The 18,345-nt window shown below is 67.0% G+C and carries 15 protein-coding genes; 10 read left to right on the forward strand and 5 right to left on the reverse strand.

Features of this window, described 5'->3' with window-relative positions:
- Positions 1 to 36: 36 nt before the first annotated feature.
- From lpdA to EDL96_RS04070, 3 genes are all read left to right on the forward strand, one after another.
- Positions 37 to 1,425 (forward strand): dihydrolipoyl dehydrogenase, encoded by a 1,389-nt coding sequence (lpdA, locus tag EDL96_RS04060; RefSeq protein WP_199732532.1) that lies wholly within the window; start codon positions 37 to 39, stop codon positions 1,423 to 1,425.
- 131 nt (positions 1,426 to 1,556) lie between these two features.
- Positions 1,557 to 3,407, forward strand: a complete 1,851-nt coding sequence (sucB, locus tag EDL96_RS04065; protein ID WP_123824548.1) for a 2-oxoglutarate dehydrogenase, E2 component, dihydrolipoamide succinyltransferase — start codon at positions 1,557 to 1,559, stop codon at positions 3,405 to 3,407.
- A 128-nt stretch (positions 3,408 to 3,535) separates the two neighbouring features.
- Entirely contained in the window at positions 3,536 to 3,886 is a 351-nt protein-coding gene (locus EDL96_RS04070; protein ID WP_123824549.1) for a hypothetical protein, read from the forward strand.
- Between the two features lie 81 nt (positions 3,887 to 3,967).
- Here the strand turns inward: EDL96_RS04070 and EDL96_RS04075 are convergent, their stop codons facing one another.
- A complete protein-coding gene (locus EDL96_RS04075) occupies positions 3,968 to 5,650 on the reverse strand; it encodes a hypothetical protein (protein ID WP_123824550.1) in 1,683 nt (560 codons plus the stop codon).
- A 74-nt stretch (positions 5,651 to 5,724) separates the two neighbouring features.
- Here EDL96_RS04075 and lipB point away from each other — a divergent pair, with 74 nt between their 5' ends.
- The 3 genes from lipB to EDL96_RS04090 all read left to right on the forward strand — a co-directional run bounded on the left by lipB (position 5,725) and on the right by EDL96_RS04090 (position 8,455).
- A complete protein-coding gene (gene lipB / locus EDL96_RS04080; RefSeq protein ID WP_123824551.1) occupies positions 5,725 to 6,429 on the forward strand; it encodes a lipoyl(octanoyl) transferase LipB in 705 nt (234 codons plus the stop codon).
- 97 nt (positions 6,430 to 6,526) lie between these two features.
- Positions 6,527 to 7,537 (forward strand): lipoyl synthase, encoded by a 1,011-nt coding sequence (gene lipA / locus EDL96_RS04085; RefSeq protein WP_123824552.1) that lies wholly within the window; start codon positions 6,527 to 6,529, stop codon positions 7,535 to 7,537.
- A gap of 129 nt (positions 7,538 to 7,666) precedes the next feature.
- Positions 7,667 to 8,455 (forward strand): DUF4191 domain-containing protein, encoded by a 789-nt coding sequence (locus EDL96_RS04090; RefSeq protein ID WP_123824553.1) that lies wholly within the window; start codon positions 7,667 to 7,669, stop codon positions 8,453 to 8,455.
- Positions 8,456 to 8,531: 76 nt separating this feature from the next.
- On the opposite strand, the gene EDL96_RS04095 is transcribed toward EDL96_RS04090, so the two are convergent.
- Positions 8,532 to 8,972: an RDD family protein gene (locus tag EDL96_RS04095; RefSeq protein WP_123824554.1), complete on the reverse strand. Its 441-nt coding sequence runs from the start codon at positions 8,970 to 8,972 to the stop codon at positions 8,532 to 8,534.
- Positions 8,973 to 9,169: 197 nt separating this feature from the next.
- Here EDL96_RS04095 and glnA point away from each other — a divergent pair, with 197 nt between their 5' ends.
- Together glnA and budA are read left to right on the forward strand one after the other, a co-directional pair.
- Positions 9,170 to 10,594: a type I glutamate--ammonia ligase gene (gene glnA, locus EDL96_RS04100; protein WP_123824555.1), complete on the forward strand. Its 1,425-nt coding sequence runs from the start codon at positions 9,170 to 9,172 to the stop codon at positions 10,592 to 10,594.
- A 180-nt stretch (positions 10,595 to 10,774) separates the two neighbouring features.
- Positions 10,775 to 11,524 (forward strand): acetolactate decarboxylase, encoded by a 750-nt coding sequence (gene budA, locus EDL96_RS04105; RefSeq protein ID WP_123824556.1) that lies wholly within the window; start codon positions 10,775 to 10,777, stop codon positions 11,522 to 11,524.
- A 15-nt stretch (positions 11,525 to 11,539) separates the two neighbouring features.
- On the opposite strand, the gene EDL96_RS04110 is transcribed toward budA, so the two are convergent.
- Both EDL96_RS04110 and EDL96_RS04115 read right to left on the reverse strand, forming a co-directional pair.
- Positions 11,540 to 14,716 (reverse strand): bifunctional [glutamine synthetase] adenylyltransferase/[glutamine synthetase]-adenylyl-L-tyrosine phosphorylase, encoded by a 3,177-nt coding sequence (locus tag EDL96_RS04110; protein ID WP_123824557.1) that lies wholly within the window; start codon positions 14,714 to 14,716, stop codon positions 11,540 to 11,542.
- Between the two features lies 1 nt (position 14,717).
- Positions 14,718 to 16,061, reverse strand: a complete 1,344-nt coding sequence (locus tag EDL96_RS04115) for a glutamine synthetase family protein (protein WP_123824558.1) — start codon at positions 16,059 to 16,061, stop codon at positions 14,718 to 14,720.
- Between the two features lie 106 nt (positions 16,062 to 16,167).
- On the opposite strand from EDL96_RS04115, the gene panB reads away from it, so the two are divergent.
- A complete protein-coding gene (gene panB / locus EDL96_RS04120; protein ID WP_123824559.1) occupies positions 16,168 to 17,022 on the forward strand; it encodes a 3-methyl-2-oxobutanoate hydroxymethyltransferase in 855 nt (284 codons plus the stop codon).
- 33 nt (positions 17,023 to 17,055) lie between these two features.
- Here panB and EDL96_RS04125 read toward each other — a convergent pair whose 3' ends face one another.
- A complete protein-coding gene (locus EDL96_RS04125) occupies positions 17,056 to 17,232 on the reverse strand; it encodes an SPOR domain-containing protein (protein ID WP_123824560.1) in 177 nt (58 codons plus the stop codon).
- 165 nt (positions 17,233 to 17,397) lie between these two features.
- On the opposite strand from EDL96_RS04125, the gene map reads away from it, so the two are divergent.
- On the forward strand, positions 17,398 to 18,339 hold the full coding sequence (gene map / locus EDL96_RS04130; RefSeq protein WP_123824561.1) for a type I methionyl aminopeptidase: 942 nt from the start codon (positions 17,398 to 17,400) through the stop codon (positions 18,337 to 18,339).
- Positions 18,340 to 18,345: the final 6 nt, after the last annotated feature.

An 18,345-nucleotide genomic window follows, 5' to 3' on the forward strand; every position in this document is an offset into this window, starting at 1 on the left:
CCTGGCGCGGCGCAACAGCCGAACGCATGAGGATCAATGAGCAAGGGAGCATCATCCGTGGCGGAGAACGAATTCGACATCCTGGTACTGGGCGGCGGCAGCGCCGGTTACGCGGCGGCCCTGCGCGCCGTGCAGCTGGGGTACACCGTTGCGTTGTTCGAGAAGAGCAAGGTCGGCGGCACGTGCCTGCACTGGGGTTGCATCCCCACGAAGGCGTACCTGCACTCCGCCGAGCTGGTCGCCGAGGCCAAGGAGTCCGAGAAGTACGGCATCAAGCTGTCGGTCGACTCGATCGACATGGGCGCGGTGCGTGACTACAAGAACGGCATCGTGGCCGGCAAGTTCAAGGGCCTCCAGGGCCTGCTGAAGTCCAAGAAGATCACCGTGATCGACGCCTTCGGCAAGCTCACCGGTGAGAACACCATCGAGGCCGACGGCACCACCTACACCGGCAAGCACATCATCCTGGCCTCCGGGTCCGTGTCCAAGACCATGGGCATCGAGATCCGCGACCGCATCATGACCTCCACCGAGGCACTCGAGATCGATTGGACCCCCAAGTCCGCGATCGTCCTGGGCGGTGGCGTGATCGGCTGCGAGTTCGCCTCCATGTGGAACTCCTTCGGTGTGGACGTCACCGTCATCGAAGGTCTTGACCACCTGGTCCCGAACGAGGACCCCTCGATCATCAAGATCCTGGAGAAGGAGTTCAAGAAGAAGGGCATCAAGTCCAACTTGGGCACCTTCTTCGAGAAGGTCGAGCAGAACGACGACGGCGCCAAGGTCACCCTGGCCGACGGCAAGGTCTTCGAGGCCGACGTGGTCCTGGTGGCAGTGGGCCGCGGACCGAACACCGCCGAGATGGGTTACGAGGAAGTCGGGATCCCGATGGACCGCGGCTTCGTGACCCCGAACGAGCGGCTGCACACGGGTGTCGGCAGCATCTACGCGATCGGCGACATCGTCCCCGGCGTTCAGCTGGCCCACCGCGGGTACCAGCAGGGCCGGTTCGTGGCAGAGGAGATCGCGGGCCTGAACCCCGCGATCGTCGAAGACGTGAACATCCCCAAGGTCACGTTCACCGAACCCGAGATCTCCTCCGTTGGCTACAGCCAGCCCAAGGCCGAGGAGAAGTTCGGCAAGGAGAACGTGGAGACCTTCGAGTACAACCTCCTGGGCAACGGCAAGTCCTCCATCCTGGGCACCGGCGGCATCATCAAGCTGGTCCGCGAGAAGGACGGTCCGATCATCGGTTTCCACGCGATCGGCAAGCGCATCTCGGAGCAGATCGGTGAAGGCCAGCTCATCGTGAACTGGGAGGCCTACCCCGAGGATGTCGCCGCATTCATCCACGCGCACCCCACGCAGAACGAGGCCATCGGCGAGGCTGCCATGGCCCTGGCCGGGGCACCGCTGCACGGCTGACCCGCGACCGTGGCCCGGGCCGGTGCACAGACACCGTTGCGGGCCACGGCGGGCACCCCGCTCGCGAGTCACCGCACCAGACGTAACGAACAAACTGTCCTAAGCGCACAGAAGAAAGAGACGGTCAGACAATGTCCGAAACCGTGAACCTTCCGGCCCTCGGTGAGTCCGTCACCGAAGGCACCGTGACCCGCTGGCTCAAGGAAGTCGGCGACGAGGTCGCCGTCGACGAGCCCCTGGTCGAAGTTTCCACCGACAAGGTCGACACCGAAGTCCCCTCCCCCGTTGCCGGTGTGATCGAGAAGATCCTGGTCGAGGAGGACGAGGACGTCGAGGTCGGCGCTCCCCTGGTCGTCATCGGTGACGGCTCCGGTTCCGGTGACTCGGGCTCCGAGGACACCGCCGAGTCGGCTCCTGCCGAGGAACCCGAGGCCGAGGCTCCCCAGGAAGAGGCAGCAGCCGAAGCCCCCGCGGAAGCACCCGCGGAGGAGGCTGCACCCAAGAAGGCGTCTTCGGGCGGTTCGGGCACCGAAGTCACCCTCCCCGCCCTGGGTGAGTCCGTGACCGAGGGCACCGTGACCCGCTGGCTCAAGGAGATCGGCGAAGAGGTCGAGGTCGACGAGCCGCTGCTCGAGGTCTCCACCGACAAGGTCGACACCGAGGTCCCCTCCCCGGTGGCAGGCACCCTGCTCGAGATCAAGGTCCAGGAGGACGAGGACGCCGAGGTCGGTCAGGTCCTGGCCGTGATCGGCGACGCCGACGCCGCGCCGGCTCAGGACGACTCCTCCGCCGACTCCGATGAGCAGGCCGCTGAGCCTGCAGCCGAGGACGCCACCGAGGATGCCGGGGAGCAGATCGAGGACGCGGCGACGTCGTCGTCCACTCCCGAGGCCACCGACGAGGCCGCTGAGAAGGCTGCTCCCGCGAAAACCAAGGAAGCCGCCAAGGATTCCTCCCAGCAGGAAGCTGCCCCCGCGCAGGCCCAGGCCCCGCAGAAGGCCGAATCGGCCGAGCAGCCCGCTTCGGCAGGTGCCGCCGAGACTGCCGGTGCCTACGTGACGCCGCTGGTTCGCAAGCTGGCCAAGTCCAAGGGCGTGGATCTCTCCTCCGTCCAGGGCACCGGCGTCGGTGGACGCATCCGCAAGCAGGACGTTCTGGCCGCGGCCGAGTCCGGCGCGCAGCAGGCGGCACCGGCCGCCGGAGCCGCTGCCCCGGCACTGGACAACGGCGAGCCGACCACCATCCCCGCCGTGTCGGAGAAGCGCGGAACCACGGAGAAGGCTCCGCGGATCCGTATGACGATCGCCAAGCGCATGCGCGAGTCGCTGCAGGAGTCCGCCCAGCTGACCCAGGTCACCGAGGTCGACATGACCCGCGTGGCCGCCCTGCGGAACAAGGCCAAGAACGCGTTCCAGGAGAAGCACGGCGCCAAGCTGACCTTCCTGCCGTTCTTCGCCCAGGCCGTGGCGGAGTCCCTCAAGGCCAACCCGTCCTTGAACTCCACGTTCAAGGAGGCCGAGAAGGAGATCGTCTACAACGGTTCCGAGGACCTGGCCATCGCCGTGGACACCCCCCGCGGTCTGCTGGTCCCCGTGATCCGTAACGCCGGCGACATGCAGCTGCCGGGCCTGGCTTCCTCGATCGCCGACCTCGGCGCGCGGGCGAAGGACGGCTCGATCAGCCCCGACGAGCTGGCAGGCGGCACCTTCACCATCACGAACATCGGCTCCTTCGGGGCCCTGTTCGACACGCCGATCATCAACCAGCCCCAGGTCGCGATCCTGGGCACGGGCACGATCGTCAAGCGGCCGATGGTGGTCCAGGACGCCGACGGCAACGACGTCATCGCGATCCGGCACATGTGCTACCTGTCGCTGACCTATGATCACCGGATCGTGGACGGCGCCGACGCCGGCCGCTTCCTGTCGACCATGAAGGCTCGCCTCGAGGAAGGCCGGTTCGAAGCCGCCCTGGAGCTGTGAGCACCCCGTGACCGTCATGGCACACGAGATCGACGGAAACTCTGAGTTCCCGTGATGCCGGTCACCAATGCCGAGTGGCGCGTCGTGAGCAATCACGGCGCGCCACTGCGCTTTAGTAGGGTCGAATCATGGATTTTCTGCACTCGCTGCTCGTTCTGGTCCACCTGTTCGGGGCCGCCGTGATCATCGGCACCTGGATCGCCACGTTCAAGACCCCCACCGTCACCACGTGGCAGTTCGCGGCCTCGATTGCCATGTTGCTCTCCGGTCTCCTGCTGCTCACTCTTGCTGAGCTCAACCCGGAGGTCACGGTCAACCACATGAAGATCGGCATCAAGCTCCTGCTTGCCATCGGCGTCTTCGTGGCGGCCTTCATCGGGTGGCGGAAGCAGCGCCGGGGCGACCCGGTCTCCAAGGGCCTCGCCCACGGCACGGGCGGCACCGCACTCATCGCGATGATCGTCGCCACCCTCGTCTGAGGCGACAGACGGCCACTTCCGACACAACACTCGAACCACTCACCGGCAGCCGCGGTGAGCACGGACCCTCCGGGGTGCTGCTCACCGCGGCTGCACGTCTTGGATCCGCCATCCCTGCCCTGTGCGGACCATGTCGACGGAGACGTCCTGCGAATCGGCTTGCCCGGGTCCCAGGCCTTCGGCGGTGACCGTGGCGTCCACCGTCGCTGTGTCCTCCGTTTCGGAAGCCACCGAGGGCTCACCTTCGACCGCCATCGCGAGGCTGCTGAACGCGTGCTCACCGGTGTCGGGGTTGATCTGCAGGCCGTCCACGGTTGAGCGGTCTGCTGCCAGGTCTTCGGCACCATCGGTGTAGATCCCGCCCAGCAGGTCCGCGTCGGCGGATCGCAGCGCCTCTCCTCGCGCGGCCACGAGTTCCGGGAGCGCCTCGGCGGCCGAGCCGGAGGCCGAGGTGGTCGACGGGGACGCGGGCGCTGAACCCTCCGGTGCCGCGTCGGCGACGACGGCGGTCCCGGTTTCGGTCCCGGCCTCCGGCCCCGTGAGTCCGCCGCGGGTCCGGAACACCAGGGCACCAACCACCACCAAGGCCACCACCACGACCACAGCCAGTACCGCGGCCCGGGGACGGCGGGATCGGGCGTACCGCGGCGTCTGTGGCGGCGGCACGTTGTCCTCGTCGACCATCAGCTCCGCGGAGTCCCAGGGGCGATGTGCTGCACGCACGCGCTGCGCCGGTCGGACCCCGCTCTGCCCCCTGGTTGCTGACACCCGCCCGCTGCGCAGGAGGTCGAGGACGTCGTCGGTGCTGTCCCGGGGCCCCTGAGCTGCTGTGCGCGGCAGGGTCTCCGTGTCTGCATCGGCAGGTTCCACGGCCGGTACCCGGCCAAGATCTTCGGCAGGGTCTCCCGCAAGGGTTCCACGGATGACATCGGCGATCTCCCGAGCCCAGTCCCCCAGTGCCCGGTCCCCCAGGGCCTGCTCTCCCGTCGCCCGGTCCCCGACGACCGGTCCCTGCACCTCACCGACCCGGTGCGCCGAAGCGTTGCGGTGCTCGTGTCGGGCCCGGGCCCCCGGCACGTCGTCAAGAAGGTCGTCGAGCACGTCCAAAGCCTGTTGCGGCAGTGCGGGGCAGGTGACGGACAGCCGGGCCCGCGAGCGCTCGGGTGACGGCCGACGACCGGTCAGGACGGTGGCTGCGGCCGCTGCGAGCATCGCCAGGTCCCCCTGGGCGTCGCGGACCTCACGCCCGGGCGCCATCGTGCGAATCCCCGAATCCGGCGAAACCAGGACCTGCCAGCCCTGGCCGGTGTCCAGCACGTCCCTCAGGGACATCCGCCGCAACGTCAGCCCGTGGTCGTGCAGCTCGCCGATCGCCTCGGCCACGTCAGCCACCATGCCGAGGACCTCCCCCTGGACTGCGCCACCCAGCCGGGCGACGTCCTGTGCGAAGGACCGTTCCGGGACGACGTCGTAGAGCAGCCAGGTCCGGTCCGTTTCCTGCACCACCGCCTGCGGCAGCGCCACACGGTCGGAGCGCACCGCGCGGCTGCGTTCGACCAGCCGCTCCCACGCCGCTCGTGCCGCGTCCTCCCCGGCTACTGCGTCCGGCTCCTGCCCCGGTGCCGGGCAGGACGGGGCCGGGATGGCCACACGTGTACCACCGTTGTCCGGGTCCTGGATCCGCCGTCCCCGGCCCGCCCACGGCCCTAGGTCCGCGAAGCCGTCGGGTCCGTGCGCCGGGAGGAACGATTCTGGTGCGCTCATGTGACCCAGCATGCGCCGCTCGAACTGTGACGGTGAGTTATCCACAGGCCGCCCGGCCGCGTAGTCTGGTGCGTATGTCCTTGTCCTTCGAACGGTTGGGTTTCGCCCCGGACCTGGTGCCCTACGCACCCGCACTGGAACTGCAGAAGAGCGTGCACCAGCAGGTGGTGGCGCGGGAACGGGCCAACACCGTGTTGCTCATGGAGCACGAGCCGGTCTACACGGCCGGCCGTCGGTCGTCCCCCGAGGAATACCCGCAGGACGGCACGGAAGTCGTCGAGATCGGTCGCGGCGGAAAGATCACCTGGCACGGTCCCGGGCAGCTCGTGGCCTACCCGATCACGCGCCTGAACACGCCCATCGACGTCGTCAAGTTCGTGCGGGTCATGGAGCAACTGGTGATTTCCGTTCTCGCGGAGTTCGGGGTCACTGCGGTCACCGTCGAGGGACGCTCCGGGGCCTGGATCCCGGCCGACGCACGCGGCGGGGACCGCAAGATCTCGGCCATCGGAGTGCAGGTGTCGCGACGTACCACGATGCACGGCATCTCCCTGAACTGCAGCAACGACCTCGCCGCATTCGGGGACTTCATCCCCTGCGGCATTTCCGACGCGGGCGTCACCTCGATCAGTCGGGAACTGGGCAGGAATGTTGAGCCGGTCGACGTGGTTGACGTGGTGATCGAAGAATTCCGTCGCCGGGAGGCCGAGCTGTGCGAAGTGTCCGAGATTCCCCGGGACCAACCGCCGTTGCCGTGGCCCACACCGGTTCACCCGTGAGAACTCGGCCCGTCCGCCCCTGGCCGTCCGCAGCCCTCGGGACCGTCACACCCGGCAGCGGATCGGCACCAACCAGCACCACCCAGGAGATCGCCGTATGACCATCGCACCCGAAGGCCGCCGCCTGTTGCGCGTGGAGGCCCGCAACGCCGAGGTTCCGATCGAGAAGAAGCCCAACTGGCTCAAGAACACGGCCCACATGGGACCCGAGTACACCAAGCTCAAGTCCATGGCCCGCGGACAGGGACTGCACACGGTGTGCGAGGAAGCTGGTTGTCCCAACATCTACGAGTGTTGGGAAGACCGTGAGGCGTCATTCCTGATCGGCGGCTCCGTGTGCACGCGCCGCTGCGATTTCTGCGACATCGCCACGGGACGTCCCGAGCCCATCGACCGCGACGAGCCCCGCAAGGTTGCCGAATCCGTCCGAGATCTCGGGCTGCGGTACGCGACCGTGACCGGTGTTGCCCGCGATGACTTCGAAGACGGGGCAGCCTGGCTCTACGCCGACACCATCCGCGCGATCCACGAGATCTCCCCGCAGACCGGTGTCGAGATCCTCATCCCGGACTTCAAGGGCCGCCCGGAGTCCCTGCAGATGGTCGTGGACGCCCAGCCGGAGGTCTTCGCCCACAACCTCGAGACCGTGCCGCGAATCTTCAAGCAGATCCGCCCGGCCTTCACCTACGAACGCTCCCTCGACGTCCTTTCCTACGGCAAGGACCGGGGCCTGATCACCAAGTCGAACCTGATCCTGGGTATGGGCGAGACCGACGAGGAGATACACGAGGCCCTGTGCGACCTCTTCGACGCGGGCTGCGACATCATCACCCTGACCCAGTACCTGCGGCCCTCCAAGCTGTTCCACCCGATCGACCGGTGGGTCAAGCCGGAGCAGTTCGTCGAGTACGCGAACATGGCCGAAGAGATCGGCTTCCTGGGCGTCATGTCCGGCCCGATGGTGCGCTCCTCCTACCGTTCCGGTCGGCTCTGGGCACGTGCCATGGGCAAGCTGGGCCGGGAGATCCCGGAGAACCTGGCGCACATCACCGACGAGGGGTCGACGGCGCAGGAAGCCTCCAGCCTGATCGCCAAGTTGGGCCGCTGATCCGCCCCGTGCCGCTAGACTGACTGCTGCCGCTTTCACCGCGGCAGTCACGATCCACGCCGTGCCCACCCGTACGGCGCCAGATGATCGCGCCAAGATCACCGACCACCATCATCACGAGGTTTCACCGTGTCTCCTTCCAGCGCCTCGGGCTCAGGCAAGTCCAACGCTTCGAACGACGCCAAGTCCACCCGCGCCGCGGCACGGGAGCAGAAGCGCGAGGAGAAGGCTCGCCAGAAGCAGGCCAAGGGCCCCGGTTACCTGGCCCAGATGAAGCAGGTCTACCAGATCACCAAGGAGCAGGACTCCAACATCACCCTCAAGCTCATCGCGATCGCGCTGGGCGTGCTGGTGATCTTCCTCCTGCTGGGGCTCTTGCTCAACAACTGGATCACCTGGTTGCTGATCGGCATTCCCTTCGCGGTGCTCGCTGCCATCTTCTACCTCTCCCGGCGCGCCGAAGGCGCCGCGTTCGCCCGGATCGAGGACCAGCCCGGTGCCGCCGGTGCGGCGCTGTCCACGCTACGTCGTGGGTGGATCGTGGACCAGGAGCCGGTCCAGATCGACCCGCGCACGCGTGACCTGGTGTTCCGCGCAGTCGGTCGCCCCGGCGTCGTCCTGGTCACCGAAGGCCCCACCGGCCGGGTCAAGAAGCTGGTGACCAAGGAACGCCGCCGCATCGGTCCCATGATCCAGAACGTCCCCATCCACGTGATCAACGCGGGCAACAAGGAGGACCAGGTTCCGCTGTCCCAGGTGGCCAAGCGGATGAAGAAGCTCGACGCCTCCCTCACCCGCGACGAGGTCAACAAGGTCTACAAGCGCATCTCCACGTTGCGCAACAATTCCTTGCCGATCCCCAAGGGCGTGGACCCCATGCGCACCCGCCCGGACCGCAAGGCCATGCGCGGCCGCTGAGGCCCCACTCACCGGACCGGTTATACAGACGACGCCCGCTGACTCCTCGTGGCAGCGGGCGTCGTCGTTCGGGGTGTCAGCGGATTTTGACCAGGATCGTGCCCACCGCGCGGTCCTGCAGCCCACGGTGGTCGGCGTCCATGATCAGGGCGGGGATCACGACGGCGATCAGGGCGGCACGCACGACGCCGCGCCACACGCCGGGTGCGTACCCGTCGAGCGTCTGGACCTGGAGCCCCATGACGAAGTGACCGACAGTGTGACCCGTGAAGCCCACGGACACGGCACTGAGCCCGAACCAGATCCACAGCGTGGTCAGATTCTGCTGGTCGTAGGACACCAGCAGAGCCGAAAAGCCCAGGGCGATGAACCAATCGATCACCAACGCCACGACCCGGACTCCGAGGCGGCCCACGGATCCTGGACCCTTACGGGGGCGCCCCATGCGCTGCCCGGGGTAGTCCTGAACCGGCGCCGGACCGTCCATCCAACTGCCGAGGTCGTCACGATCGATCATTCGCCCAGCCTATCGGCGTGCCAGCCCCTACCCGGCCACACAAGCGTGAAACGGTGGTGCGTAACCCGCGCGAAACACACGGGATACGACCGGGCAACGGCCTGTTCGTAGTGTCAGACGCGAACCAAGGGTCATCGCCCACACCGGACGGCCTCGAGCGCCCCCGCGATGCCCCGCAGAGCAGAAGGAGTACGTCTGTGTTCAAGACACCCGAAGAAGTCCTGGCCTTCATCAAGGACGAGGACGTCGTCTTCGTCGACATCCGCTTCACCGACCTCCCCGGCGTCCAGCAGCACTTCAACCTGCCGGCCAAGTCGATCGACGACGACTTCTTCAAGAACGGTCAGCTCTTCGACGGCTCCTCGATCCGCGGATTCGCCGGTATCGCTGAGTCGGACATGCAGCTGATCCCGGACATCAACTCCGCCTTCCTGGACCCCTTCCGGGTGGAGAAGACTCTCGCCGTGAGCTGCTCGATCGTCAACCCGCGCACGGGCGAGCCCTACCACCGCGATCCCCGCGGTGTCTCCGAGCGCGCCGAGGCCTACATGGCCTCCACCGGCATCGCCGACGTCGCGAACTTCGCCGCCGAGGCCGAGTTCTTCATCTTCGAGGACGTCCGGTACGACATCCAGCCGCAGGGCTCCTTCTACTCCGTCGATTCGGACGAAGCGATCTGGAACTCGGGCCGCAAGGAAGACGGCGGGAACCTGGGCAACAAGACCACCACCAAGGGCGGGTACTTCCCGGTCTCCCCCGTGGACAAGCAGGCCGACCTGCGCGACGCCATCTGCGTCGCACTGGACGAGGTCGGGCTGGAGGTCGAGCGTTCCCACCACGAGGTCGGTGGCCCGGGACAGGCTGAGATCAACTACAAGTTCAACACGTTGGCCCATGCCGCCGATGACCTGCAGAAGTTCAAGTACATCGTCAAGAACACCGCGGACGCCTTCGGCAAGTCGGCCACCTTCATGCCCAAGCCCGTCTACAACGACAACGGGTCCGGCATGCACTGCCACCAGTCGCTGTGGAAGGGTGGCGAGCCGCTGTTCTACGACGAGAAGGGCTACGCAGGCCTCTCGGACACCGCCCGGTGGTACATCGGCGGCCTGCTCGAGCACTCCTCGGCGGTCCTGGCCTTCACCAACCCGACCGTGAACTCCTACAAGCGCCTGGTCAAGGGCTTCGAGGCACCGGTCAACATGGTGTATTCCCAGGGCAACCGCTCCGCGGGCATCCGGATTCCGATCACGGGCACCAACCCAAAGGCCAAGCGCCTCGAGTTCCGCGCACCGGATCCCTCCTGCAACCCGTACCTGGCCTTCGCCGCGCAGCTCATGGCCGGTCTGGACGGCATCCGCAACCGCATCGAGCCGGCGGATCCGATCGACAAGGACCTCTACGAGCTGCCGCCGGAAGAGGCCAAGGACATCAAGAAGGCTCCCGCCACGCTCGAAGAGGCTCTCCTGGCGCTGGAGGAGGACCACGAGTTCCTGCTGGCCGGGGACGTCTTCACGGAGGACCTGATCGAGACCTGGATCGCCTACAAGCGCGAGAACGAGCTCCTTCCGCTCTCCGTGGTGCCCCACCCCATGGAATTCGCTCTCTACTACGGCGTGTGAGGTCCACGCTCTGTGAGGTCGGTTACCCGGGTGGTTTGAGCCTGGCAATCTGATCGGTCTGGGAGTAGAAGTGATGACGAGTCACTTCTACTCCCAGACTCATGTGTGGGGTCCGCCATCCGGGCCGCGCACCGGCATCGAGCGATGCGCAGACCAGCGCGCCGAACGAAAGGATCGATCATGTCCAGCGGGCCCAAAGAACTGCACGGGGAAATCATGTTCCGCAACGAGGTCTTCCAGACCGGCCTCATGGCGGGTCTGCTGGACGGCGTGTACGACGGCGAGATGACGATCGGCGAGTTGCTGGGCCACGGGAACTTCGGGTTGGGAACCTTCGACGGGCTCGACGGCGAAATGGTCATCCTGGACGGTGTGGCCTACCAGATGCGCGCCGACGGGTCGATCGAACCCGCGGAGCTTGCCCAGCGCACCCCGTACGCCGTGGTCACCAACTTCGTTCCCACGATCCGGCGCGACCTGCCCAACTCCCTGTTGCGCAAGACCGCCTCTCAGGTCCTGGACGAACTCACGGTGTCCAAGAACTACATGTACGCGCTCAAGATCACGGGCAGCTTCGACTGGATCCGCACGCGCACCGTGATCAAGCAGTCCAAGCCCTACCCGCGCATGGTCGACGCCACGGAGAACGAGGACGTCCTCCAGTTCGACGACGTCGACGGCACGATCGTGGGCTTCCGGACGCCGATCTACGAACAGGGCATCTCCGTGCCCGGCTGCCACGCCCACTTCATCGACGACTCCCGGACCGTGGGCGGCCACGTGATCGACTTCAAGCTGCGCGAAGCCCGCGTGGAGATCTGCCCGGGCACCGAGTTGCGGCTGAACCTGCCGTTGACCCCGGAGTTCTCAGCGGCCAATCTTTCACCCGAGGACCTTACCGAGCAGATCTCGAAGACCGAAAAGCACTGACGACGGCGAAGCCCGTCACCGTCCGTAGAAGATCCGCTCGAACACCGCGCGGGAATGCCGTGTGATGCGCAGAAAGTCGTCTTCGAGTCGCGAGGCCTCACCGGGCGGGTAGCCACACCAACGCGCCACGGCCTCCATGTCCAGGCCTGCCTTGGGCAGGACGTCCGATGCACGGCCCGTGCGCAACACGTTGTAGTTGCGAATCAACGTGCACAACCGCCAGGCCTTGGACAGCGCGTCCGCGTCCAATTCCTCCAACAGCCCGGCCTCCACGGCCGCCTGCAGGGTGCGCAAGGTGCTCGTGGTCCGCAGACCCGCGTGGGCGTGGGCGTGCTGCAGCTGCAAGGTCTGGGCCAGCCATTCGACGTCGGAGAGCCCGCCGCGCCCGAGCTTGAGGTGCCGGTAGGGATCGGCACCGCGAGGTAGGCGCTCGTTCTCAACCCGCGCCTTCATCCGGCGGATGTCCTGCAACTGCCGGGCCGTGAACTCCGCGGGATACCGATGGACGTCGATGACCTCGAGGAACTGCTCGGACACGGCGTTGGAACCGGCCATGTGGCGGGCACGGGTCAGCGCCTGGAACTCCCAGGTGTCGGCCCACCGGTCGTAGTACTCGCGGTAGGAGTCCACCGATCTGACCATGGCGCCCTGCTTGCCCTCGGGGCGCAGGTCGTTGTCGATCTCAAGCGGACGTTCGGCCACCAGCGGTGGCGTGCAGGGCGCCTTGAGCAGTTGGGTCATGCGCTGTATCACTCGGTGCGCCTGGTCGGACGCGGCCTGCTCGGAGCCGCCGTCGGGTGCCTCCTCCAGGCCGCGGTGACCGTGGTCGTGATCGCCTGTGCACCGGGCGTAGGCGTACATGACGTCGGCGTCGGAGCCGTACCCGATTTCCCGGCCGCCCTGGCGGCCCATGGCGATGACCAACACGTCGGCCAGGCAGCCCTCCCCCTCGGCCACGTAGATTTCGCGTTCCGCGACGTGCAACGCCCCCAGCACGGTCGCCCGGTCGATGTCGGACAGGGCCTGGACGACGGCGTCCACGTCCAGCACGCCGCAGGCATCGGCCAGGGCGACTCGCACGACCTCGCGCCGCCGCAGCAGCCGGATCATGCGGATCGCGGCCGCGGCGTCGTCGTGCCGCTCCATCTGTGCCTGGATCTCTTCCCACATGTTTTCGAAGCTGCGGGGCACCAGGTCCTCGTCCTTGCCGAGCCAGGCCACCGCTTCGGGCAGGTTCTCCAACGCGTCCGTGACGTAGCGGGAGGAGGAGAGCACCTGGCACAACCGCTCGGCGGCCATGTTGGAGTCCCGCAGCATGCGCAGGTACCAGGGGGTGGTGCCCAGCGCTTCGGACACCCGGCGAAAGCCGAGCAGCCCGGCGTCGGCGTCCACGCCCTGGCCGATCCACTCCAACAGGACGGGCAGGAGCGTGCGCAGGATCTCCGCGCGGCGACTCACGCCCTTGGTCAGGGCTTCCAGGTGACGCTGGGCGGCCCGCGGGTCCCGGTACCCCAGAGCCTCCAGGCGGTCCCGCACCTGCTCGTCGGACAGCGCGACCCCGTCCAGTCCGGTCTTGGACAGGGCGGCCAGAAGAGGACGGTAGAAGATCTTCTCGTGCATGCCCCGCACCTGACGCTTCACCTTGCGCCACTGCTCCACCAGAGCTTCCCCGCTGGGGCGGTGCGGACCTTCCCAATCGGGGGGCTGCACGGCGTGGGCGATGACCGACAGTTCCGTCGCCTTGGTGGGCATCAGGTGTGTGCGCCGCAGCCGGAAGAGCTGAATCCGGTGTTCGAGCAACCGGAGCCACCGATAGTGGGCGTTGAACTGTTCCGCGTCCTTGCGGGCGATGTACCCGCAGTCGGACAACGCCTGCAGTGACTGCGTCGTCGCCTGCGTCCGGACCCGTTCGTCCTTGTGTCCGTGGACCAGCTGCAGCAGCTGCACCGTGAACTCGACGTCACGCAAACCACCGGGCCCCAGCTTGATCTGGCGTTCGCGCTCGTCAGCGGGGATGCTGTCCGTGACCCGGCGACGCATGGCCTGGACGGATTCGACGAACCCCTCGCGTTGCGAGGACTGCCACACGAAGGGAGTGATGGCTTCCGCGTACCGCTCCCCCAGCTCCCTGTCCCCGGCCATGGGGCGGGCCTTGAGCAGCGCCTGGAACTCCCAGGACTTGGCCCACTTCTTGTAGTAGCGCACGTGGGAATCGACCGTGCGGGACAGCGGCCCGTCCTTGCCCTCCGGGCGCAGATTGGCATCCAGCTCCCACAGCGGCGGCTCGGGGCCCGTGGTCATGATCGCCCGTGCGGTCCCGGAGGCCAGGTCCGCGGCGAGAACGGCCACGCGGTCATCGTCGGGCGGAGCCAAGGATCCGGTGCCTGACACCTCCTGTGAGTCGGTCTCCGAGTCGGGCAGCAGTTCGTGCACGTAGATCACGTCGACGTCGGAGATGTAGTTGAGCTCCCGGGCACCGCACTTGCCCATGCCGATCACGGCCAGGCTCAGCCTCGGCAGCCACCGTGCGACGTCGTCGTCGGCCGCCGCGATCGCCTCGGCGCGCGACACGCTCAAACCGGCGTCCACCGCTGCAGCCGCGAGGTCGGCAAGCTGCCGACCAACGGCGGGGAGTTCGTCCACCGGGTTCGCGGAGCCCAGGTCCTTGAGCGCAATGCGGGTGAGTGCTCGCCTGTAGGCCACACGCAGCGCCTGATACGCCCCAGCACCGGTCAGTGAGGCCACCGGAGACCGGTGTGCGCGCTCCGCTCCGACGGCGGTGAGCAGCTCCGCACGAAACGTGTCCCCCGAGATTTCGGAGGGATCGGTCTCCAACGGCTCGTCCACCAGGTCCAGATTCTCCGGGTGCCGGATCATGAACTCGCCCAGAGCTTCGGAGGCGCCCAGGAGACGGATCAGGGGCATGGCCCGGTCCACGTCACCCCGGACGTAGTCGACCGCCCTCGGGTGCACCTCGATCAGGCGCACCAGCGAGCGCACTGCCGTGTCGGGCGAAGCCGCGTACCGTTCGAGGGCACCGAGGATGGTCTCGCGGTTCGCCGAGGCCAGCTCGGGGAATCCCAGCCAACGTCGCGCGTTCCGGAGGTCTTCGAAACCGACGTGGATCAGCCTCCCGTCGGTGAGCTCGTCGACGGTGTCGTTCGGACCGGCGCCCGGAGCTGCGGGGGCCATGTCAGATCAAGCCGAGATTGGTTTCGAGCTCATGGCGGGTCACCACCTTGCGGTAGGCCTCCCAGTCCGCGCGCTTGTTGCGCATGAGGTGGGTGAAAACCTGCTCGCCGAGCAGGTCCGCCATGAACTCGGAGTTCTCCGCGGCGCGAATGGCGTCGTACAGGCTCGCCGGCAGTGGCTCGTGACCGGCCACGTGACGCTCGGCCGCGCTCATGGACGCCAGGTCATCCGATTCCACCGGGGGAAGTTCGTACTCCTCTTCCACGCCTTTCATGCCGGCGGCCATGATTGCCGCGTAGGCCAGATAGGGGTTGGCCGCCGAGTCCAGTCCGCGGTACTCGATCCGCGCTGATTGCACCTTGTCCGGCTTGTACAGCGGCACACGCACCAGTGCGGACCGGTTGTTGTGTCCCCAGGAGATGTACGACGGCGCCTCCGCACCGGACCACAGTCGTTTGTAGGAGTTCACGAACTGGTTGGTCACGATCGCCATGTCCGCGGAATGGCGCAGCACACCGGCGATGAAGTGCCCCGCGATCTTCGAGAGCTGGAACTCGGCACCGGCCTCGAAGAAGGCGTTCGTGTCTCCCTCGAACAGGGAGAAGTGGGTGTGCATGCCAGACCCCGGGTGCGCGGCGAACGGCTTGGGCATGAACGTTGCGTACGAACCGTGCGCCAGAGCGGTCTCCTTGACCACGGTGCGGAACGTCATGATGTTGTCCGCCGTCTGCAGCGGGTCGGCGTAGCGCAGGTCGATCTCGTTCTGCCCCGGTCCGGCCTCGTGGTGGGAGAACTCGACGGAGATCCCCACGTCCTCCAGGGTCAGGACGACGTCGCGGCGGAAGTTCTGGACCACTCCGCCCGGTGTGTGGTCGAAGTACCCCTCGCCGTCCACGGGAACGGGCTCGTCGGTCTGTGGGTCCAGCGCCGCGGACTTCATGAGGTAGAACTCGATCTCCGGGGCGGTGTAACAGGTCAGCCCCTTGGCTGCGGCCTTCTCCAGGACCCGCTTGAGCACGCCGCGCGGGTCGGCCAACGACGGTTGGCCCTCCGGGGTGAGGATGTCGCAGAACATGCGTGCGGTGGGTTGGTCTTCGCCACGCCACGGCAGGAGCTGGAAGGTCGAGGGGTCCGGCTGGAGGAGCATGTCCGACTCGGTGACCCGGGAGAGGCCTTCGATCGAGGAGCCGTCGAATCCGAGCCCTTCCTCGAAGGCGCCTTCGACCTCCGCGGGCGCCAGGGCGACCGACTTCAGTGTCCCCGTCACATCGGTGAACCACATGCGGACGAAGCGGACATCACGTTCCTCGATCGTGCGAAGGACGAACTCTTGCTGACGGTCCATGGCGACTCCTCAAACCTGCCGTACCGACGTCGGGTGTGACCCGATGGTCTCTATGCCACACCCTATCGCTCGGATCACACCCGATCGGTGCGGATACTCTGGTCCAATGAGCTTCACCCCGGCAGTCCAGGATCCGTCAGACCCTTCCGCCAAGCCCCTCCCGGAGGTTCGGCGGGTCCGCACCCACCACTTGGCACAGGCCAAGGCGACGGGTGAGAAATTCAGCATGTTGACCAGTTACGACCACATGACCGCCGAACTCTTCGACGCCGCCGGGGTGGACATGCTGCTGGTCGGCGACTCTGCCGGTGGCACGGTCCTCGGGCACACGACGTCATTGGCGATCACGGTCGAGCAGATGCTGCCGATGTGCGCAGCTGTCGCCGCTGCCGCGCGACGCGCGTTCGTCGTCGTGGACCTGCCTTTCGGGTCCTACGAGGAGTCGCCCGAGCAGGCCGTGCGCACGGCAGTCCGGTTCATGAAGGAGGGCGGCGCCCACGGGGTCAAGATCGAGGCCGACGAGTCGTTGGCCGACCACGTCGCGGCCGTGGTGCGCGCGGGGATCCCCGTGATCGGTCACGTCGGCTTCACTCCCCAGTCCGAGCACGCCATGGGCGGTTACCGCATCCAGGGCCGCGGAGAGGCCGCCCAGAAGGTCGTCGACGACGCCCTTGCGCTGGAGGCCGCAGGGGCCTTCTGCATCCTGCTGGAAATGGTCTCGGCCGAAACCGCTCGGGCGGTCGACCAGGCACTGGGCGTTCCCACGATCGGAATCGGTGCGGGCAGCGCCACCACGGGTCAGGTACTGGTCTGGCAGGACGCCCTGGGGCTCAACGGCAACAAGGTGGCGCGCTTCGTGAAGCAGTACGCGGACCTGCGCTCGGTGGTCTCCGAAGCGGTTGGCCGCTACGTGAGCGAGGTCCGCAACGGGTCGTTCCCGTCCGAGGAACACACCTACTGACGCTTCCTGCGGTCCCGGGCACGGTAGGCGTGCTCAGTCGTCGCCGAGGTAACGCCGTTCGTTCTCGTCCCAGCGCTGAGTGTTCTCCGCGGCGGTCTGCAGCGCCCGCTGTGCGTCCTCACGGGAGGAGTACGGGCCCATCAGCTGGCTGTAGTCGGACCGCGGTCCCTCTTCGACCTGACGGGTGTTGAGGTTGAACCAGTACTCCATCGTGACCTCCCATGTCCTTGTGGCCTCCGCTCTGCCGGATGCCCATGATCAGCCCCCGGTCCGGTCGGGCCCGGTGGTGGTCGTCACCCTACGGCATGACCGGTCAGAGCATTAGGCTGGCTCCAGGCCAAGCACATCCTCCAGGCGATCCAGGAGCCCTCTTCCGTGACCACAACCACCTCCCCGAGCCCGAACTCCGCGGCAGCGGCCTCGCACAATCTCCCGGCCGAGCCGGGACGAGCGCCGGTCGGTCGACTGCGCCCGGGCACTCTGGGACCGCGACGCGCCGTTCCAGCCTCGATCCAGCGTCCGGAGTACGTGGGCAAGCCGGAGGCCGATGAAGGCCACGACTCCAACATGTACACGCCCGAGGAGATCGAGAAGGTTCGGGTGGCCGGCCGAATCGCCGCCAACGCCATGTACGAGGCTGGCAAGGCCTGCGTGCCGGGAACCACCACGGACGAACTGGACCGCATCGCCCACGAATACATGTGCGACCACGGTGCCTACCCGTCCACGTTGGGATACCGCGGGTACCCCAAGTCCCTGTGCTCCTCGATCAACGAGGTCATCTGCCACGGCATCCCCGACTCGACCGTCCTCGAGGACGGCGACATCGTCAATCTGGACGTGACCGCCTACATCGGCGGGGTGCACGGGGACACGAATGCGATGTTCATGGTCGGTGACGTTGACGAAGAATCACGCCTGTTGGTCGAACGGACGCAGGAGTCTTTGAACCGGGCCATCAAGGCCGTGCGCCCTGGCCGGCAATTCAACGTGATCGGCCGCGTGATCGAGAAATACGCCCAGCGCTTCGGCTACGGCGTGGTCCGTGACTTCACCGGGCACGGCGTCGGCCGCGAGTTCCACTCCGGCCTGATCATCCCCCATTACGACGCCGCCCCCGCCTATTCGGAGGAAATCCGCAAGGGCATGATCTTCACCATCGAGCCCATGTTGACGCTGGGGACCATCAACTGGGACCAGTGGGAGGACGACTGGACGATCACCACCCGGGACCGACGCCGAACCGCGCAGTTCGAACACACAATGGTCGTGACGGACGACGGCGTAGAGATCCTCACCCTGCCCGACGGCGCGTGAGCACGA

Source organism: Kocuria soli (genome assembly GCF_003797835.1).
Taxonomy (GTDB): Bacteria; Actinomycetota; Actinomycetes; order Actinomycetales; family Micrococcaceae; genus Kocuria; species Kocuria soli.